General features: G+C 57.1%; 15 protein-coding genes. 7 read left to right on the top strand and 8 right to left on the bottom strand.

What is annotated here, in order from left to right:
- The first annotated feature begins 98 nt into the window (after positions 1–98).
- Both NI000_RS30930 and NI000_RS30925 read left to right on the top strand, forming a co-directional pair.
- The gene (locus tag NI000_RS30930) at positions 99–1,331 is read left to right on the top strand and encodes an MFS transporter (protein ID WP_253415204.1); all 1,233 of its coding nucleotides are present in this window, start codon (positions 99–101) and stop codon (positions 1,329–1,331) included.
- A 39-nt stretch (positions 1,332–1,370) separates the two neighbouring features.
- Positions 1,371–2,255, top strand: a complete 885-nt coding sequence (locus NI000_RS30925) for a metal-dependent hydrolase (RefSeq protein WP_253415203.1) — start codon at positions 1,371–1,373, stop codon at positions 2,253–2,255.
- 78 nt (positions 2,256–2,333) lie between these two features.
- On the opposite strand, the gene NI000_RS30920 is transcribed toward NI000_RS30925, so the two are convergent.
- Entirely contained in the window at positions 2,334–3,806 is a 1,473-nt protein-coding gene (locus NI000_RS30920) for a CAP-associated domain-containing protein (RefSeq protein WP_253415202.1), read from the bottom strand.
- 271 nt (positions 3,807–4,077) lie between these two features.
- Between NI000_RS30920 and NI000_RS30915 the strand changes: the two genes are divergently transcribed.
- The 4 genes from NI000_RS30915 to NI000_RS30900 are packed head-to-tail and all read left to right on the top strand — an operon-like array spanning position 4,078 to position 7,095.
- On the top strand, positions 4,078–4,806 hold the full coding sequence (locus NI000_RS30915) for an amino acid ABC transporter ATP-binding protein (protein ID WP_253415201.1): 729 nt from the start codon (positions 4,078–4,080) through the stop codon (positions 4,804–4,806).
- Between the two features lie 46 nt (positions 4,807–4,852).
- The gene (locus NI000_RS30910; RefSeq protein WP_253415250.1) at positions 4,853–5,704 is read left to right on the top strand and encodes a glutamate ABC transporter substrate-binding protein; all 852 of its coding nucleotides are present in this window, start codon (positions 4,853–4,855) and stop codon (positions 5,702–5,704) included.
- Positions 5,705–5,751: 47 nt separating this feature from the next.
- Positions 5,752–6,411: an amino acid ABC transporter permease gene (locus NI000_RS30905; RefSeq protein WP_253415200.1), complete on the top strand. Its 660-nt coding sequence runs from the start codon at positions 5,752–5,754 to the stop codon at positions 6,409–6,411.
- Positions 6,412–6,438: 27 nt separating this feature from the next.
- Positions 6,439–7,095, top strand: a complete 657-nt coding sequence (locus NI000_RS30900; protein WP_054976027.1) for an amino acid ABC transporter permease — start codon at positions 6,439–6,441, stop codon at positions 7,093–7,095.
- Positions 7,096–7,194: 99 nt separating this feature from the next.
- Here the strand turns inward: NI000_RS30900 and NI000_RS30895 are convergent, their stop codons facing one another.
- The 4 genes from NI000_RS30895 to NI000_RS30880 are packed head-to-tail and all read right to left on the bottom strand — an operon-like array spanning position 7,195 to position 9,461.
- Positions 7,195–7,332, bottom strand: a complete 138-nt coding sequence (locus NI000_RS30895; protein ID WP_010495774.1) for a hypothetical protein — start codon at positions 7,330–7,332, stop codon at positions 7,195–7,197.
- A gap of 57 nt (positions 7,333–7,389) precedes the next feature.
- Positions 7,390–8,166, bottom strand: coding sequence for a YhfC family intramembrane metalloprotease (locus tag NI000_RS30890; protein ID WP_253415199.1), 777 nt, complete (start codon positions 8,164–8,166; stop codon positions 7,390–7,392).
- A gap of 27 nt (positions 8,167–8,193) precedes the next feature.
- Positions 8,194–8,898, bottom strand: coding sequence for a YhfC family glutamic-type intramembrane protease (locus tag NI000_RS30885; protein ID WP_253415198.1), 705 nt, complete (start codon positions 8,896–8,898; stop codon positions 8,194–8,196).
- 5 nt (positions 8,899–8,903) lie between these two features.
- Entirely contained in the window at positions 8,904–9,461 is a 558-nt protein-coding gene (locus tag NI000_RS30880) for a helix-turn-helix domain-containing protein (protein WP_253415197.1), read from the bottom strand.
- 178 nt (positions 9,462–9,639) lie between these two features.
- On the opposite strand from NI000_RS30880, the gene NI000_RS30875 reads away from it, so the two are divergent.
- The gene (locus tag NI000_RS30875) at positions 9,640–10,050 is read left to right on the top strand and encodes a hypothetical protein (protein WP_253415196.1); all 411 of its coding nucleotides are present in this window, start codon (positions 9,640–9,642) and stop codon (positions 10,048–10,050) included.
- A gap of 130 nt (positions 10,051–10,180) precedes the next feature.
- Here the strand turns inward: NI000_RS30875 and NI000_RS30870 are convergent, their stop codons facing one another.
- The 3 genes from NI000_RS30870 to NI000_RS30860 all read right to left on the bottom strand — a co-directional run bounded on the left by NI000_RS30870 (position 10,181) and on the right by NI000_RS30860 (position 13,846).
- A complete protein-coding gene (locus NI000_RS30870; RefSeq protein WP_054976036.1) occupies positions 10,181–11,167 on the bottom strand; it encodes an ABC transporter permease in 987 nt (328 codons plus the stop codon).
- 4 nt (positions 11,168–11,171) lie between these two features.
- On the bottom strand, positions 11,172–12,677 hold the full coding sequence (locus NI000_RS30865; protein WP_253415249.1) for a sugar ABC transporter ATP-binding protein: 1,506 nt from the start codon (positions 12,675–12,677) through the stop codon (positions 11,172–11,174).
- Positions 12,678–12,751: 74 nt separating this feature from the next.
- Entirely contained in the window at positions 12,752–13,846 is a 1,095-nt protein-coding gene (locus tag NI000_RS30860; RefSeq protein WP_253415195.1) for a sugar ABC transporter substrate-binding protein, read from the bottom strand.
- Between the last annotated feature and the right edge of the window lie 134 nt (positions 13,847–13,980).

Genomic DNA, 13,980 nt, shown 5'->3' with positions numbered 1-13,980 from the left:
CCTTTTTTTGATTAACTGCGTATTAATTATGGTTTCGTGCGGATTGTTTTTTTCAAATCCTGTAACAACAGCTTCGTCAAGAGAAAGGATGAAAACCTATGACCACTTCTGCACCGGGAATGGGCAATTTATTTCGCAACCGGTTCGTACAAGTCATCCTGCTGTCGGGTTTGCTGCTGCAAATCGGCATTTGGGTGCGCAACTTTGCTGTTTTGCTGTTTGTCGTAGATAAGACGAACGGAGATGCGTTCGCCGTTTCGATGATCTCGGTGGCCGAATTCGCGCCGATCTTTATTTTCTCGTTTATCGGAGGTACGTTCGCGGACCGCTGGAGGCCGAAGCGGACGATGGTCTGGTGCGATATTCTCAGTGCGGTATCCGTTTTTGCCGTGCTGCTGACCCTGGTATACGGCACCTGGAAGGTCGTATTTTTCGCCACACTCGTCTCGGCCATCCTCTCTCAGTTCTCGCAGCCTTCGGGGATGCGGCTGTTCAAGCTGCATGTGCCCGAGGCGCTCATTCAAGCGGGCATGTCGATTTACCAGACGATGTTCGCGCTGTTTATGGTGCTGGGCCCGATTCTCGGGACATTCGTCTATCAGCGTTACGGCATTGTGGTAGCCATCGCGATCATGGGCGTCGCTTTTCTGCTGTCCGCCTTGGTGCTCGTCATGCTGCCTCCGGATACCGAAGAGGAGACGGCCAAGGAGCGCACTTCGATTCGCGAGGAGATGGTCGCTGGCTTCCGTTATGTGCTGTCCCGCAAGCTGCTGACCACGCTCGGTCTTTGCTTCATGATCGCCGGTTTCGCGATCGGTCTCATTCAGCCGCTCGGCGTCTTCCTGGTCACGGAAAGACTCGGGCTGCATAAAGAAAATTTGCAGTGGCTGATGACCGCGAGCGGCGTAGCGATGATAGTGGGCGGCGGTCTTGCGATGGGGCTGTCGAAGAAGTTCGCGCCGCAAGTGCTGCTCATGATCGGTATGGCGGTCAGTGCCGTAAGCGTTGCTCTTACGGGCTTTTCGACGGTGCTGTGGTTTACGCTGTTCGCCCAGTTCCTCGCAGGCCTGGTACTGCCCTGTATTCAGATCGGCATTAACACGCTTATATTGCAAAATACGGACGCGGCGTTTGTCGGACGGGTGAACGGCATTTTGAACCCGATTTTTATGGGCTCGATGGTCATAACGATGAGCTTGGCCGGCAAGCTGAAGGAGCTGTTTTCGATCGTGGGGATGTATGAAGCGTCGGCTGTTCTGTTCGCATTGGGAGTACTAGTCATGCTTCCGGTCATGCGTATGCCGGCGAAGGCCGGAATGCCCGAAGGTTAAACGGGCAGTCAGTAAAGCAGCAGGGAAGAGGAGCAGACCGTGGATACCATTACGCATACATTGTTTGGCCTTACGTTATACGGAGCCGTCGACAAACGCGGCATGAACCGGGCGGAAAAGCGGGCGCTGCTGTTTACGACCGTCGCAGGTTCGCAAATTCCCGATATCGATGTCATCTCCGCGTGGTGGGATACGGCGGGGCGCTACCAGATGTGGCATCGCGGGCTGACCCATTCGGTCTTTTTGGTGCCAGTCTGGGCGGCACTGCTTGCAGGCCTCTCGCGGCTTCTGTGGAAAACCCGCGGTTGGAGCTTGTTTCTGATCGGCTGCCTAGCCGTCTTCATCCACGATACGAGCGATCTGTTCAACGCCTGGGGAACCGGTTATTTCGAGCCGATCTCGACGATGCGCATTACGTTCGGAACCATTCCGATCGTCGATCTCGTCTTCTGGGCGCTTATGCTCGCCGGATGGCTCTGGGCCCGCTTCCGGAGGACGGACCGGGATCGTTCGCCGCATCGCGTGTACCGCCTCGTATGGCTGTTGATGGCGCTTTACGTCGGGGCGCAGTCCGCCCAAGGCTACACGCTGTACAAGCAGGCGTCCGCGCAGTACGAGCAGGTGGCGCTTTCCGCCGATTTTGTGCCGGGAGTGTTTACGGTGATCGGCAAGCAGGGCGGCACGGTCGACTTGCTGAAGGGCTCGGTCTGGACCGGCGTCAAGCCGGCAGCGAAGCTTCAATCCCAAGAGAACGCGGATCTGGATCGTTTGTTTGCCGCCAACCCGAAAGCGAAGACGCTGTACGAATGGTCTCCATTCGTCGTGATCGTCGATGACGAGACCAGGCTGGGCCTGTACGACCCGCGTTTTTACCGGGGCGGACAATCGTTTTTATTCGAATTTATAGAGAAGCAAGGACTTTAGCCACGCATCCATGCAAAAAACGCCTCGTTTTCCGGCGATAAATCGCCGGGAACGGGGCGTTTGCTGTTTCAAACGAGGTTACGGAGTGTAAAAGTTTTGTGTGTAATAAATGTGCATCGAGCCGCCAAAGCTGACGCCTACGCCAAGACGCTTGATGTCGTTCAGCAGGTTTTTGCGGTGGCCCTCCGAGTTCATCCAGCCGTGGTGCGCGAAGATGGCGCTGGCTTGTCCGGCGGCGATATTCTCGGCTGCAGCACGATAAGTAATGCCGTCCTGCTTCATCCGGTCGAACGGGCTGTGTCCGCTCGGATCGGTATGGTCGAAGTATCCTTGGGCTCCCATATCCTGACTGTGCTTACGGGCCGTTTCTGCCGCTTTGTCGTCCCAGACGAACGGCTGCAAACCGAGCTTCACCCGGGTGGCGTTGGCAAGATCGAAGCTCTGAAGCTCGAACGAGCGTGCGAGCGTGTCGCTACCTTCCGGATAAAAGGAAGCAAACGCCTGCTCCATCGGTTTCTCGATGACCTGCAAGCCCGTAACCGTGCTGTCGCGATAAATATCGTAGAAAAAGGTGACATAAGCTCCGGGGATTTCGTACGTGCCGTATTCGCCTTGGCCGTAATTGATCATGAAGCGGGTATTTCCCTTCATAATATAGGAGACCGGACGGCCGTACTGCTTCTCGACTTCGGCTTTGCCCGAGCCGTCGGCTATCCCGCGGTCTGTCCGCCAATTGGCTGACGGCGAATACAAGGCAACGACTTTGCCGCCGCTGACGCCGATTTGGGCGTAGTCTTTATAGTCCTGGTTGTAAACATACCATTGGAAACCGTATTCGCTTGCGTCTTTGCGCGCCGGCTGCCCCAGCTTCTGCACCACCGCATCGGCCGAATCGCCGATGGCCACGCCTTTGACCGAGACGGCTCCTTGAGTTTGGGAGGCCGCCGGAACGTCCGATGCTTCCTTGGAAGGAGCGGGGGCGGGACGCAGCGCGGAAACGTTTTGCTTCAGATTGCGGATGAACTGAACCGCTTCCGCCCGCGACAGGCGATCCGCCGCTTTGTAGCCTTCGACGGTCGCAGCCGTTTTCCCCCGGGACAGCCCTTTATCGAGCAAGTAGCGGATGGAATCGTTCAAATTCAATGCTTGCTGCTGCGTTGCTGCGATCAGCCGGGCGACATGGCCGCGATTGTAGGAATTCCGGTCCGTATTTTGAAGCAGCGGCCAATGGCGGGCGGCGGCATAGGAATAATAAGGCTCGTACCACGGGGTTCCGGATTCGGTCGCGGGGACGGCATTGTCCGGATAAGCGCGCAGCAGCATCGCCAGAAATTCCGGCTCGGATACGACGGCATTCGGACGAAACGTACCGTCCTCGTAACCGTTAACGATGCCGTTTTGCAGCGCCCAAGAGATCGTTTCGGCACCCCAGTGACGGCTTGTATCGGTAAACGCGGAAGCGTCGGCGGCATGCGAAGGGATGGAAGCGGAAAAGACGGAAGCGAAGCTCAGGGCAATGGGCAGAGCATAAGTTAACCAACGTTTGTTCAAAGCGACTTCCTCCTCTTTCCTAATGATATCGTTTCCATTAACTATATAAGCCGGTTCTTTCCTTGTCTATGTTAATCTTAACCAGCAAGGGCGGCACAAAGGGGGCGGCAGCCAGGCAAACAAAATAGAAATTTCAATGAAAGCGCTTGCTGTTTGAGTGAAACTTCCACTGCCGAGTCATAATTGGCGGCGAGCCCGCATACTTAATCTGAGACCGTAGGACAAAAAAGCATCATCCTTCAAAGCCGACATGCACAAGGGGGGTTGCGTCTTGATTCAATTCCGGGATGTGAACAAGCACTATGGTTATTTTCACGTATTGAAAAACATCAATTTGACCATTGAACCGGGCGAGGTCGTCGTCGTGATCGGACCGTCCGGTTCGGGAAAAAGCACACTGCTCCGCTGCATCAACCGGCTGGAGACGATATCCGGAGGGGAGCTGACGGTAGACCATATCAAGGTTCACGACAAGAAAACCGACATTAACAGCCTGAGGCGCAATATCGGCATGGTATTCCAGCATTTTAACTTATACCCGCACCGCACAGTGCTGGAGAACATCACGCTGGCCCCGATGAAGGTGCTCGGTCTCTCGCGTCAGGAGGCCGAGGAAACGGCCATGATTTATTTGAACAAAGTCGGCATTCCCGAAAAAGCGAAGTCCTATCCGTCGCAGCTGTCGGGCGGGCAGCAGCAGCGCGTGGCGATAGCGCGCGGGCTCGCCATGAAGCCGAAGATCATGCTGTTCGACGAGCCTACGTCGGCGCTCGATCCGGAAATGATCGGAGAAGTGCTCGACGTCATGCGCGACTTGGCCGAAGAAGGCATGACGATGGTCGTCGTCACCCACGAGATGGGCTTTGCCCGCGAAGTGGCCGACCGGATCGTCTTTATGGATCAAGGGCAAATTCTCGAGACGACGCCTCCGGCCGAATTTTTCGAGAGTCCGCGCGAGGAGCGGGCGAGAACGTTCCTCAGCCGGGTATTAAATCACTGATCTGATTTTTGTATTCCCAATTTGGAGAGGAGACTGGATTGTGAAAATGCTCAAAATGAAGAAGCTTTTTTCCTTAACGCTCGCGTCGATGCTCATGCTGACAATGATGGCGGGCTGCGGCACCAAACCGGCAGAGCAAACGGGAGCCGGAGGCGGAACGCCCGCGAAGCCGGAAGCGGCAGCTTCCACGATTGAAGCCATTAAGAAACGCGGCAAGCTCGTAGCCGGGGTCAAATACGATACGAAGCTGTTCGGGCTGAAAGATCCGGGCACCGGTAAAGTCGAAGGCTTCGACATCGATATGGCCAAGCGGCTGGCAAAGAGCATTTTGGGCGACGAAACGAAAGTCGAGCTGAAGGAGGTTACCTCCAAAACGCGCATTCCTATGCTGCAAAACGGCGAGATCGATATCATCATTGCCACGATGACGATCAACGAAGAGCGCAAGCAGCAGGTCGACTTCACGGACGTTTATTTCAAAGCGGGCCAGTCGCTGCTCGTGAAGAAAGGCAGCGCGATTCAATCGATTGCCGATCTGAAGAAAGGCACGAAGGTGATGGCAGTCAAAGGCTCCACGTCGGCGGTCAACATTCGGGCTAAAGCACCGGAGGCGACCGTGCTGGAGTTCGACAATTACCAGGACGCGTTCACCGCGCTTAAAGCCGGTCAAGGAGATGCGCTGACGACGGACAATGCGATTTTGCTCGGGATGGTGAAGCAGGATTCGAATTTCCAGTTGGCCGGGGGTAATTTCACCGACGAGCCGTACGGGATGGCGATCAAGAAGGGCGACAGCGAATTTGTCGGTTACGTCAACAAGTTCCTGAAGGATATGAACGCGAGCGGCGAATACGACAAGCTGTATGAGCAGTGGTTCGGAGAAAAGCCGGCGAAATAACAAGCTAAGCTTACATCCTTGTTGCCCGAAGGGAGGCTCAACCGGACATGAACGACCAGCTCTTGCGGTTCGATATTTTGATCAAGCATTGGGATACCTACATGCTCGGCTTCGGCAATACGGTCAAAGCGAGCGTGATCGCGCTGCTGGCAAGCTTTATTTTGGGGACGGTCATCGCCATATTTCGGATCGCTCCGCTGAGGCCGCTTAACTGGCTGGGCACGGCATACGTGGAATTTATCCGCAACATTCCTTTGCTGCTGATCGTGCTGTTGATTTATTTGGCGGCTCCGACGCTCGGTCTGCCGTTCGATGGCTTTACGTCGGGGACGATCGCGCTGTCGATCTACACGGCGGCCTTCATTGCGGAGGCGATCCGGGCGGGCATCCTGGCCGTTCCGCAGGGGCAGACAGAGGCAGCCAGGTCATCCGGACTGACGTACTTGCAAACCATGCGTCACGTGGTGCTTCCCCAAGCGATCAAGATCGTCGTTCCGCCGCTCGGTAACCAATTTTTGAATCTGGTCAAAAATACGTCCGTGCTTGGGGTCGTCGCAGGTCTCGACCTGATGTACTTCGGCGACATCGTCTCGACGCAGACGTTCGTCACGTTCAGCGTTTATATTTTTGTCGCGCTGTTCTATCTCGCGCTGACGATTCCATTAAGCTTCGGCGTACGGTATTTGGAGAAGCGAATGGCGTTCTAACGCCCGGCAGAGGAAGGGGGAAGCGACATGGACTTCGCCGGAGCCTATGCCCCGGAAAATCTCAAGTTTCTGATGCAGGGGCTTTATGTGACATTAAAAGTGGCTTTTTTCTCGATCATTTTCAGCTTTATCCTCGGCGCTCTCGTCGGCACGCTCAGATATGCGCGCGTTCCCGTGCTTTCTCAGGTTCTCGCGGTGGCCGTGGAGACGATCCGCAATTTGCCGCTCCTGCTCATTATCTTTTTCACGCGCTTTGCGCTGCCTGAGGTCGGGCTGAAAATGTTCCAAAATGCCGAATACTCCGCGATCGCAGCGCTTACCGTGTTCGAAGCGGCGATGATTGCCGAGATTGTCCGCAGCGGTCTGCTATCGATCGAGAAGGGGCAGATGGAAGCGGCCCGCTCGTCGGGGCTCACCTACGTTCAGGCTTTGTGGCATGTGATTTTGCCGCAGGCGTTGCGCCGGATGGTGCCGCCGCTCGTCAGCCAGTTCATCTCGCTGCTTAAGGATACGTCGCTGGCGACGGTCATCGTGCTCGCCGAGCTCATGCATAATATGCAGATCGTAGCCGCGAAAAACCCGAACTGGGTCATCCCGGTTTTTATCGCAGGGGCGCTGATCTATTTTGTGGTCAACTACGCGTTGTCGCTGCTGGCCAAGCGGCTGGAAGTCCGGCAGGCATAGACTAGAATAAAATGGTTACTGGGCAAAAAAAAGAACCGCTCGCTCGAGTCTCTGAGAGGATCAGGCGAGTCGGTTCTATTCTTTTCGCGGATCTCCAGGCTACTTCTTCTTGCCGGTATCGCAAGCGCCCGCCTCGCGGGATACCGTTTCCTCCGCCAGCTTGTCGCCGAATTGGTCGAGGCGTCCCGGCTGGCTGGCCGGTCCGTCGTTGTCCGGCTTGTTGTTTCTTCCTGTCATGGCTGCTCACCTCCATTCTATTGGTTAGCGTACCAAGAGGACGGGCGAATTATTTCATCATTTTAGCCAAGCCTTCGATTTGAGGATGAAGGCAAGCGAAGCGAGCCCGAATGCCGCCACGACGGCTTCCAGCAGCCAGATGTTCAATTTCATTCCTTGACTGAGTCCCGGCAAAAAGTCGATCACGGCATGAAGCCCGATCGCATACGCCAAATACAACAGCTTGCGGCTGCGCACAGCGTAAAGCACAATCAGCGACATGGCGATCTGAATCAGCAGCGCGGCGATCCGTTCGATTCCGCCTAAAGCAAAATGCGAGGCGGGCGTCGTGAGCAGCAGCGACTTCACGGCGAGCAGCGGCTCGCTCGGAGCGCCCGAAGCCAGCAGCTTATCGAATTGTCCGGCGTTGATGAGAAGCGACATATAGAGCGATTGTACGCTGCCCAGCACGCCGATGAGTACGGCTTCGATTCCGCCGTGGCCGAGCCCGAGCGCGATGCCGTCCTTCCGCTCCCGGTTGCGTTTAAGGCAGAAGCGGAAGGCAATGTAACGTCCTACTTCCTCGAAGATACCAGCCGCCAATGCGCCATACGTTGCCAAGGCCAGCGGATTTCGATTCATGAGGCTTGCAGTGTACGGATTGCCCTGCAGAACGTAGACATGGAGCAGCTTCTCTAGCACCTGGCTGAACAGGATAAACACCAGAATGCCGATGCCGAATGCTTTGAGCGAAAACCTTTCCTTGCGGTAGTAGACGATAAATAAAGCTGCCGGTACGCCAACAGATAATATGGCGGTCGTGATCATGAATATAATGGACCATGAGCTAATCATGGGTGTTTCACTTCCTTTCTTGGGGTCTTATTGCCATACCAGCAAACCTGCGGTTAAGGTGACGATTCCGACTGCGGCTACGAACAGCTCTGTCAGTGGCAGCGACCGTTTGGCCAGCCGGACGGAGACCAGGTTGAACGCGGTATGCGCCGGGATCATCAGAAGAAGCAGCCATGGCATACGGGCGATCAGCAGTGTGCTGCCGATGTGGAACATGCTGGCGAAAAGGCGTTCCAGTACACCCCACAGCGGAGAGCTGTTCATTTGGCCGGTCGATTCAAGGAATGCCTTGGCTTGCATCGCTTTTTCGTCCGTCCGCTTGATGATGGAGGCGAGGACGATTCCGTTGACGACGGCGAACACGACCTCAATGGCGGCCCATCCTTGACCAAGGGAAAGGGCGGAGTCGAGCGAGACGCCGGTGATCCAGAGCGCCAGCAGCCGGACGCCTTCTTCCAGCGGCCCGGAGGCGGCTGCGACGAGCAGGCCGGCGCGCTCTTTCGGCTGCTTGCGGACAAGCAGCGCAATCGGACCGCGAAGCAGGAGCGCGGCCCACCAACCGGCGGCACCGATCCAGAAGGCGGCCCAATCCGCCGGAAACCCGGCATAGCGGAAAGCGAGCCAGAAGGCGGCGGGAACGGCCAAATAAAGCGGGATCGCCATATAAAAGCGGCGTCCGATAAGCTCGTAGTTGTCGGTCGGTTCGTTAGATGTTGTTCGGGTTGGGTTCATGAGCGTCACTCTTTTCCTTTTGAATCGGATGCTTGCGGCTCCGGGATGATGATGGTGGTGAATAAGCGCCGCCGTCGTCCGGGTTCGGGAGACTTCGTCATGGCTTCCCGAATCAGAGGGCGAAGGGCCTGAGCGAATTCGGCAAACTCTTCGTCCGTCAAGTATAGCGGTACCTGCCGGTAACCGACGCCGTCTGCCTCCAAGTCGAAGGAGGGCTGCTGTAAATAGCGTCCGTAATCGTCCACCAGCGAGGCGACAAACGTCATGAAGTAGCGCAGGTTATCGTCCCGATCGGCGTGGGCCAAATCTGCAGCGGACAGGACAGCTTGTTTTTCCGGGAGCGCATAAATTTTCTCGACCGTTCCACGCACCTGGCGTTCGTCGGCAACGGTCAGAACGCCGCCCTTGTACAGTTTATTCAAATGCCGGTACAGCGTCGCTTGGGGAATATCGGGCAGCGCTTCGACCATTTCGAGCGCGGACATGCGGCGTCCGCCGACCAGCAGCCCAAGAATGCGGAAGCGGACCGGGTGCAGAATCAGGTCGGCTTTGGAGTCTTTCATACAGCCCTTCACCTCTTACATTATCATTATCAATAATGATTATAATGGAGTGTGCTCCGTTTGTCTAGGAGGGCAGCGGGGGGTTACATAGGAAAAGAGCGGACATGCTTGAGTAAAAACGGGCAACATAGGGTAAGGAAAAAGAGAAAGCCATTTCCATACAAAGGAGCGATGGAGGATGAGCAGACCGATTCAAGCTTATTTTCATACGGAAAACGACGCCAAGGACGTTCGGATCAAGCTGCAAACGTACCGGGTGGAGCAGGTCGAAATCGGGGAATTGGATGAGGCGCCGGACCGCGATACGCCGCTGCTGTTTCCGATTGCTGTCGTAGGCACGGGGACGGTTCCGGCCGGCGTCGGTTATGCGGGCAGCGAAGCCGGACCGATCGCCGCAACCGGCGCAGCGGCGGCCGGTGCTTATCTCGGCTTCCGTACATTGGACGAAGCCGGACACGACAAAGACGGCGACGGCGTGGACGACCGGGAGCTCCACTACGTGCTTAGCGCGAAGGTGGCCGAGGAGCAGTATGACGAGATCGTCGATCTGATCCGCCGCCACCAGGGGCACGTGGCCAAGCTCTACTGAAGGCTGCTCGCTGTTCGCTGCTTGCGGAAAAAAATGCCCGCTCGCGGCACGGAAGCGTTCCGGCCGGCAGCGGGCATAGTAGACGGGCTGGCATGTAATGGTTCTCTACAGCCGGACAGCCCCGATAACGTTAAGCGCGGCGCCGCGTCAAATGAATGAACGTAATGGCAAGCGCCAAGACAAGCACCGATCCTTTGATGATGTCAAAGGCGTAGTACGGCAGGTTGAGCATCGTCAGCCCGTTCAGCAGCACACCGATGAGGACTGCGCCGAAAAACGTTCCGATCACATTCGGCTTCCCTGCGCCAAGCACCGAGAATCCGACGAACACGGCGGCGACCGATTCCATCAGCAGCGGCGCTCCGGCATCGATCTGCCCGGAGCCCACGCGGGCGGCGAACAGAATGCCGCCGATGGCGGCAAAGATGCCGGACAGCACGTAAGCGAACGTGCGCACGCGGTTGACGGCGATGCCGGACAGGCGCGCGGCCTCTTGGTTGCCGCCGGTCACGTACATTTGGCGGCCCCAGCGGGTGTACGTCAGAAAGACGTGGACGAGGACGACGGCGATAATCATCAGCACGACCGGCACCGGGATGCCGAGCAGCTTGCCTTGGCCGATCCAGAGGAACGACTCGGTGAATTTGCCGGGCGCTTTCGTTCCGTCGGTCATCTGCATGTTGTTATAGATCGAGAAGCCTTGGGTATACGTTTTGTGCACGCCGCCGATGATGTACATCACGGCTAACGTCGCCAGCAGGTCCGGGATGCGGACTTTGACGATCAAGAGCGCATTCAGCAGTCCGATGACGATACCGATCAGCAGCGGGACAATGAGTACGACGATAAGCGGAAATTGGAACCAGACCATCATCGTCGCCGTGACGACCGTCGTCAGCGAGACGGTAGAGCCGACCGAGAGGTCGAACCCGTCGACGATCTGCGAGAAGGTCACGCCGATCGCGATGAACGTAACAATCGAGATGGAGCGGAGAATGTCCGCCATGTTGTCGTAGGACAAGAAATTTTCGTTGAGGATAGAAAAAATTGCAATGACGGCGGCGATGATGAACAGGGCCCCGTATTTATAAGAAACATCCAGCCATTTGCCTTTCACTTGCTTATGCCTCCCCGCTGCTTGCATAGTACAATATTTTCTCCTGCGTCGCTTCGTCGCGGGATAGCTCTTTCACGATCCGTCCGTAGCTCATGACGAGAATCCGGTCGGCAATGCCGAGAATTTCCGCGATTTCGCACGATAAGTACACGATGCCTTTCCCTTCCTGGGCGAGTCGTCCGATCAAGCGGAAAATATCGCTTTTGGCGCCGACGTCGACGCCTTTGGTCGGTTCGTCGAACAAATATACCTCGGCATCCGTAGGCAGCCATTTGCCGACCGCCACCTTCTGCTGGTTGCCGCCGCTTAAATATTTGACCTGCTGCTCCCGGTTCGGCGGCTGAATCCCAAGCTCGGAGATGCGGGCGTCCGCATTCTCCGTCTCCTTGCGGCGGTTGACGAAGCCGAGCCGGCTGAGCCGTTCAAGGAGCGTCAACGCGAGATTCGCCTTGACCGATAGCTCGACGAGCACGCCTTGCTTGCGCCGCTCCTCCGGGATGAGCGCGAGTCCCGCGCGGACGGCGTCAACCGGGGCGCGGAGCTTCAGCCCGCGGCCGTGCAGCCGCAGCTGGCCCGCGTCCAGCGGGTCGGCTCCGAACAGAAGGCGCGACAGCTCCGTTTTGCCTGCGCCGACGAGTCCGACGACGCCGACGATCTCGCCGCGGCGCACCGTCAGGTCGACGCCGCGCACCTTGGTGCCGCTGGTCAGACCTCGCGCTTCGAGGAGCGGCTCGCCGATGGCGACCTCCGCCTTCGGGAACTCCTCCTCGAACGGCTTGCCGAGCATCTCTTCGACGACGGCTTGCGCGTCCGTGCTCGCCGCCGCTTTCGTCGAGATGCGCTGCCCGTCCCGCATGACGGTGACCCGGTCGCTGATGCGGAACACTTCGCCGAGCCGGTGCGAGATGAAGATGCAGCCGACGCCGTCGGCCTTCAGTCGGTTCATGATGCGGAAGAGCTGCTCGGCCTCTTCACCGGAGAGCGGGGCGGTCGGCTCATCAAAGATAATAAATTTCGCCTTTTGCGCCAGCGCCCGGCCGATCAGCACCAGCTGCTTTTGTGCGATGGAGAGCTCTCCGGCCTGCTGCCGGACATCCAGGCCGGTCAAGCCGATGTCGGTCAGCACGCGGGAAGCTTCCTGCTGCAGACTGCTCCAATCGATCCAGCCGCGCCCGGCGGTGAGCCGGTCCAGCATGATGTTTTCCGCGACGGTCAGCCTCGGAACAAGCGCCGTATCGACCTCTTGATACACGCATTGGATGCCGCTGCGGATGGCGTCGAGCGGACCGCCGATGGACAGCGCGGCCCCGTCGATCAGGATGCTGCCCTCATCGGGACGGTAGGCGCCGGACAGCACCTTCATCAGCGTGCTTTTTCCGGCTCCGTTCGCGCCGAGCAGCGCATGAATTTCGCCGCCGCGAACCTCGAAATCGACTTGATGCAGCGCTCGGACGCCGGGGAACGATTTGGATATGCCTTTCATTTCTAGTCGAGCTGCGGAAATGGTCATCGGGACAGTCTCACGCTCCTTCAACGGAAAATCCCACCGGCTCCGCAGCGGGTGGGATTGGGTTATTCAGATGGTTACTTGGCCGCCGGTTTCTCGGCTTTCTTCAGCCAGTCGGTGTAGCCTTGCTGGCTGTTGCCCCAGCCTTTCACGTGCTCGCTCAGCTGAGCGGTCGAGATCTGCTGCTGCGGCAGCTGCTCGCGGGAGACGAATGCCGGGTCGAGAACGACTTTGTCCGGCGTTTTGTCGCCGTGAAGCTTTTGGTACAGGTAGCGAACCTGGATGCGGCCGATATCCTTCGGATCGACGGCGGCGGAAGCGACCCACGGGCTCTTTTGATCCTGGATCATTTGCAGGTCTTCGTCGCTCATATCGATACCGTATACTTTGATTTCCGTGCGGCCCGCTTGCTGAATGGCACGCGAGGCGCCTTTGGCGAACTCGTCCCATGCGGCCCATACGGCTGCGATATCGCCTTTGTTCGGGTATTTCTTCAGGATCGCTTCCATTTGCGCTTGCGTGTCCAGAGCGGTGTTCTGCGAAGCAGCGCCGAAAGCGGCGATTTCCTTAATGTCCTTGTTTTTGTCCTGGAATTCTTTATAAGCGACTTGACGGCGTTCCATCGGGGCGAACCCCGCAACCCAGATTTTCACGATGTTGCCTTTGCCGCCGATGTCTTTCGCCAGCTTGTCCAGCGTCATTTCAGCCATCTTGGCGTCGCCCTGCTCCAGCACGGTCACGCCCGGAACCTTCAGATCGGCGTCGAAGGCGACGACCGGGATTTTCTTCTCCAGTGCCCGCTTCACGCCCGCTTCGAGGGCCTCCGCCGTTCCGTGGTCGATCAGGATGCCGTCGACCTTCTGGTTGATGGCAGCGTCGAGGTTCGAGGCCATTTTGGCAAGGTCGCCGTCCGCCGGAGTGACGGTTACTTTGCCGCCGAGCTTCTCGACCTGCTCCTTCACGCCTTCGATATACTGCGCGGAGAAGGTGCCGAGGTTGATTTGCATAATAAGCGCGATCTTTTTATTCGCGAGCGGGTTATCTGCGCTGCTTCCCGCTTGGGCGTTCGTGCCGCCTTGTTCCGAAGCCTGCGGTTTCGCGCCGCAAGCGACCATGCCGATCGAAAGCACGAAGATGAGTACCAGCAGGACGCTTTTTCTCCAATGTGACATGACGATGAGTTCCTCCCCCGAATGGCTATAATTATATAATTCCAATGGAATTAGTAGGTGATAAATACTTTACCATTCTTATTCATAAACGGTCAATATGTAGGGGAATATTTTTAGAAACGATCCTTCAAAAA

It is taken from the genome of Paenibacillus tyrphae (assembly GCF_024158745.1).
GTDB classification, from domain to species: Bacteria; Bacillota; Bacilli; order Paenibacillales; family NBRC-103111; genus Paenibacillus_G; species Paenibacillus_G tyrfis_A.
The sequence above is the reverse complement of the archived record's forward strand: the minus strand, read 5'-3'. Positions and strand labels throughout refer to the sequence as shown.

Excerpts from the sequence above, each read along its gene's own strand:
- NI000_RS30875 (WP_253415196.1), top strand. The coding sequence starts at position 9,640 with ATGAGCAGACCGATTCAAGCTTATTTTCATACGGAAAACGACGCCAAG.
- NI000_RS30890 (WP_253415199.1), bottom strand. The coding sequence starts at position 8,166 with ATGATTAGCTCATGGTCCATTATATTCATGATCACGACCGCCATATTA.
- NI000_RS30880 (WP_253415197.1), bottom strand. The coding sequence starts at position 9,461 with ATGAAAGACTCCAAAGCCGACCTGATTCTGCACCCGGTCCGCTTCCGC.
- NI000_RS30905 (WP_253415200.1), top strand. The coding sequence starts at position 5,752 with ATGAACGACCAGCTCTTGCGGTTCGATATTTTGATCAAGCATTGGGAT.
- NI000_RS30885 (WP_253415198.1), bottom strand. The coding sequence starts at position 8,898 with ATGAACCCAACCCGAACAACATCTAACGAACCGACCGACAACTACGAG.
- NI000_RS30860 (WP_253415195.1), bottom strand. The coding sequence starts at position 13,846 with ATGTCACATTGGAGAAAAAGCGTCCTGCTGGTACTCATCTTCGTGCTT.
- NI000_RS30930 (WP_253415204.1), top strand. The coding sequence starts at position 99 with ATGACCACTTCTGCACCGGGAATGGGCAATTTATTTCGCAACCGGTTC.
- NI000_RS30900 (WP_054976027.1), top strand. The coding sequence starts at position 6,439 with ATGGACTTCGCCGGAGCCTATGCCCCGGAAAATCTCAAGTTTCTGATG.
- NI000_RS30895 (WP_010495774.1), bottom strand. The coding sequence starts at position 7,332 with ATGACAGGAAGAAACAACAAGCCGGACAACGACGGACCGGCCAGCCAG.
- NI000_RS30865 (WP_253415249.1), bottom strand. The coding sequence starts at position 12,677 with ATGACCATTTCCGCAGCTCGACTAGAAATGAAAGGCATATCCAAATCG.
- NI000_RS30910 (WP_253415250.1), top strand. The coding sequence starts at position 4,853 with ATGCTCAAAATGAAGAAGCTTTTTTCCTTAACGCTCGCGTCGATGCTC.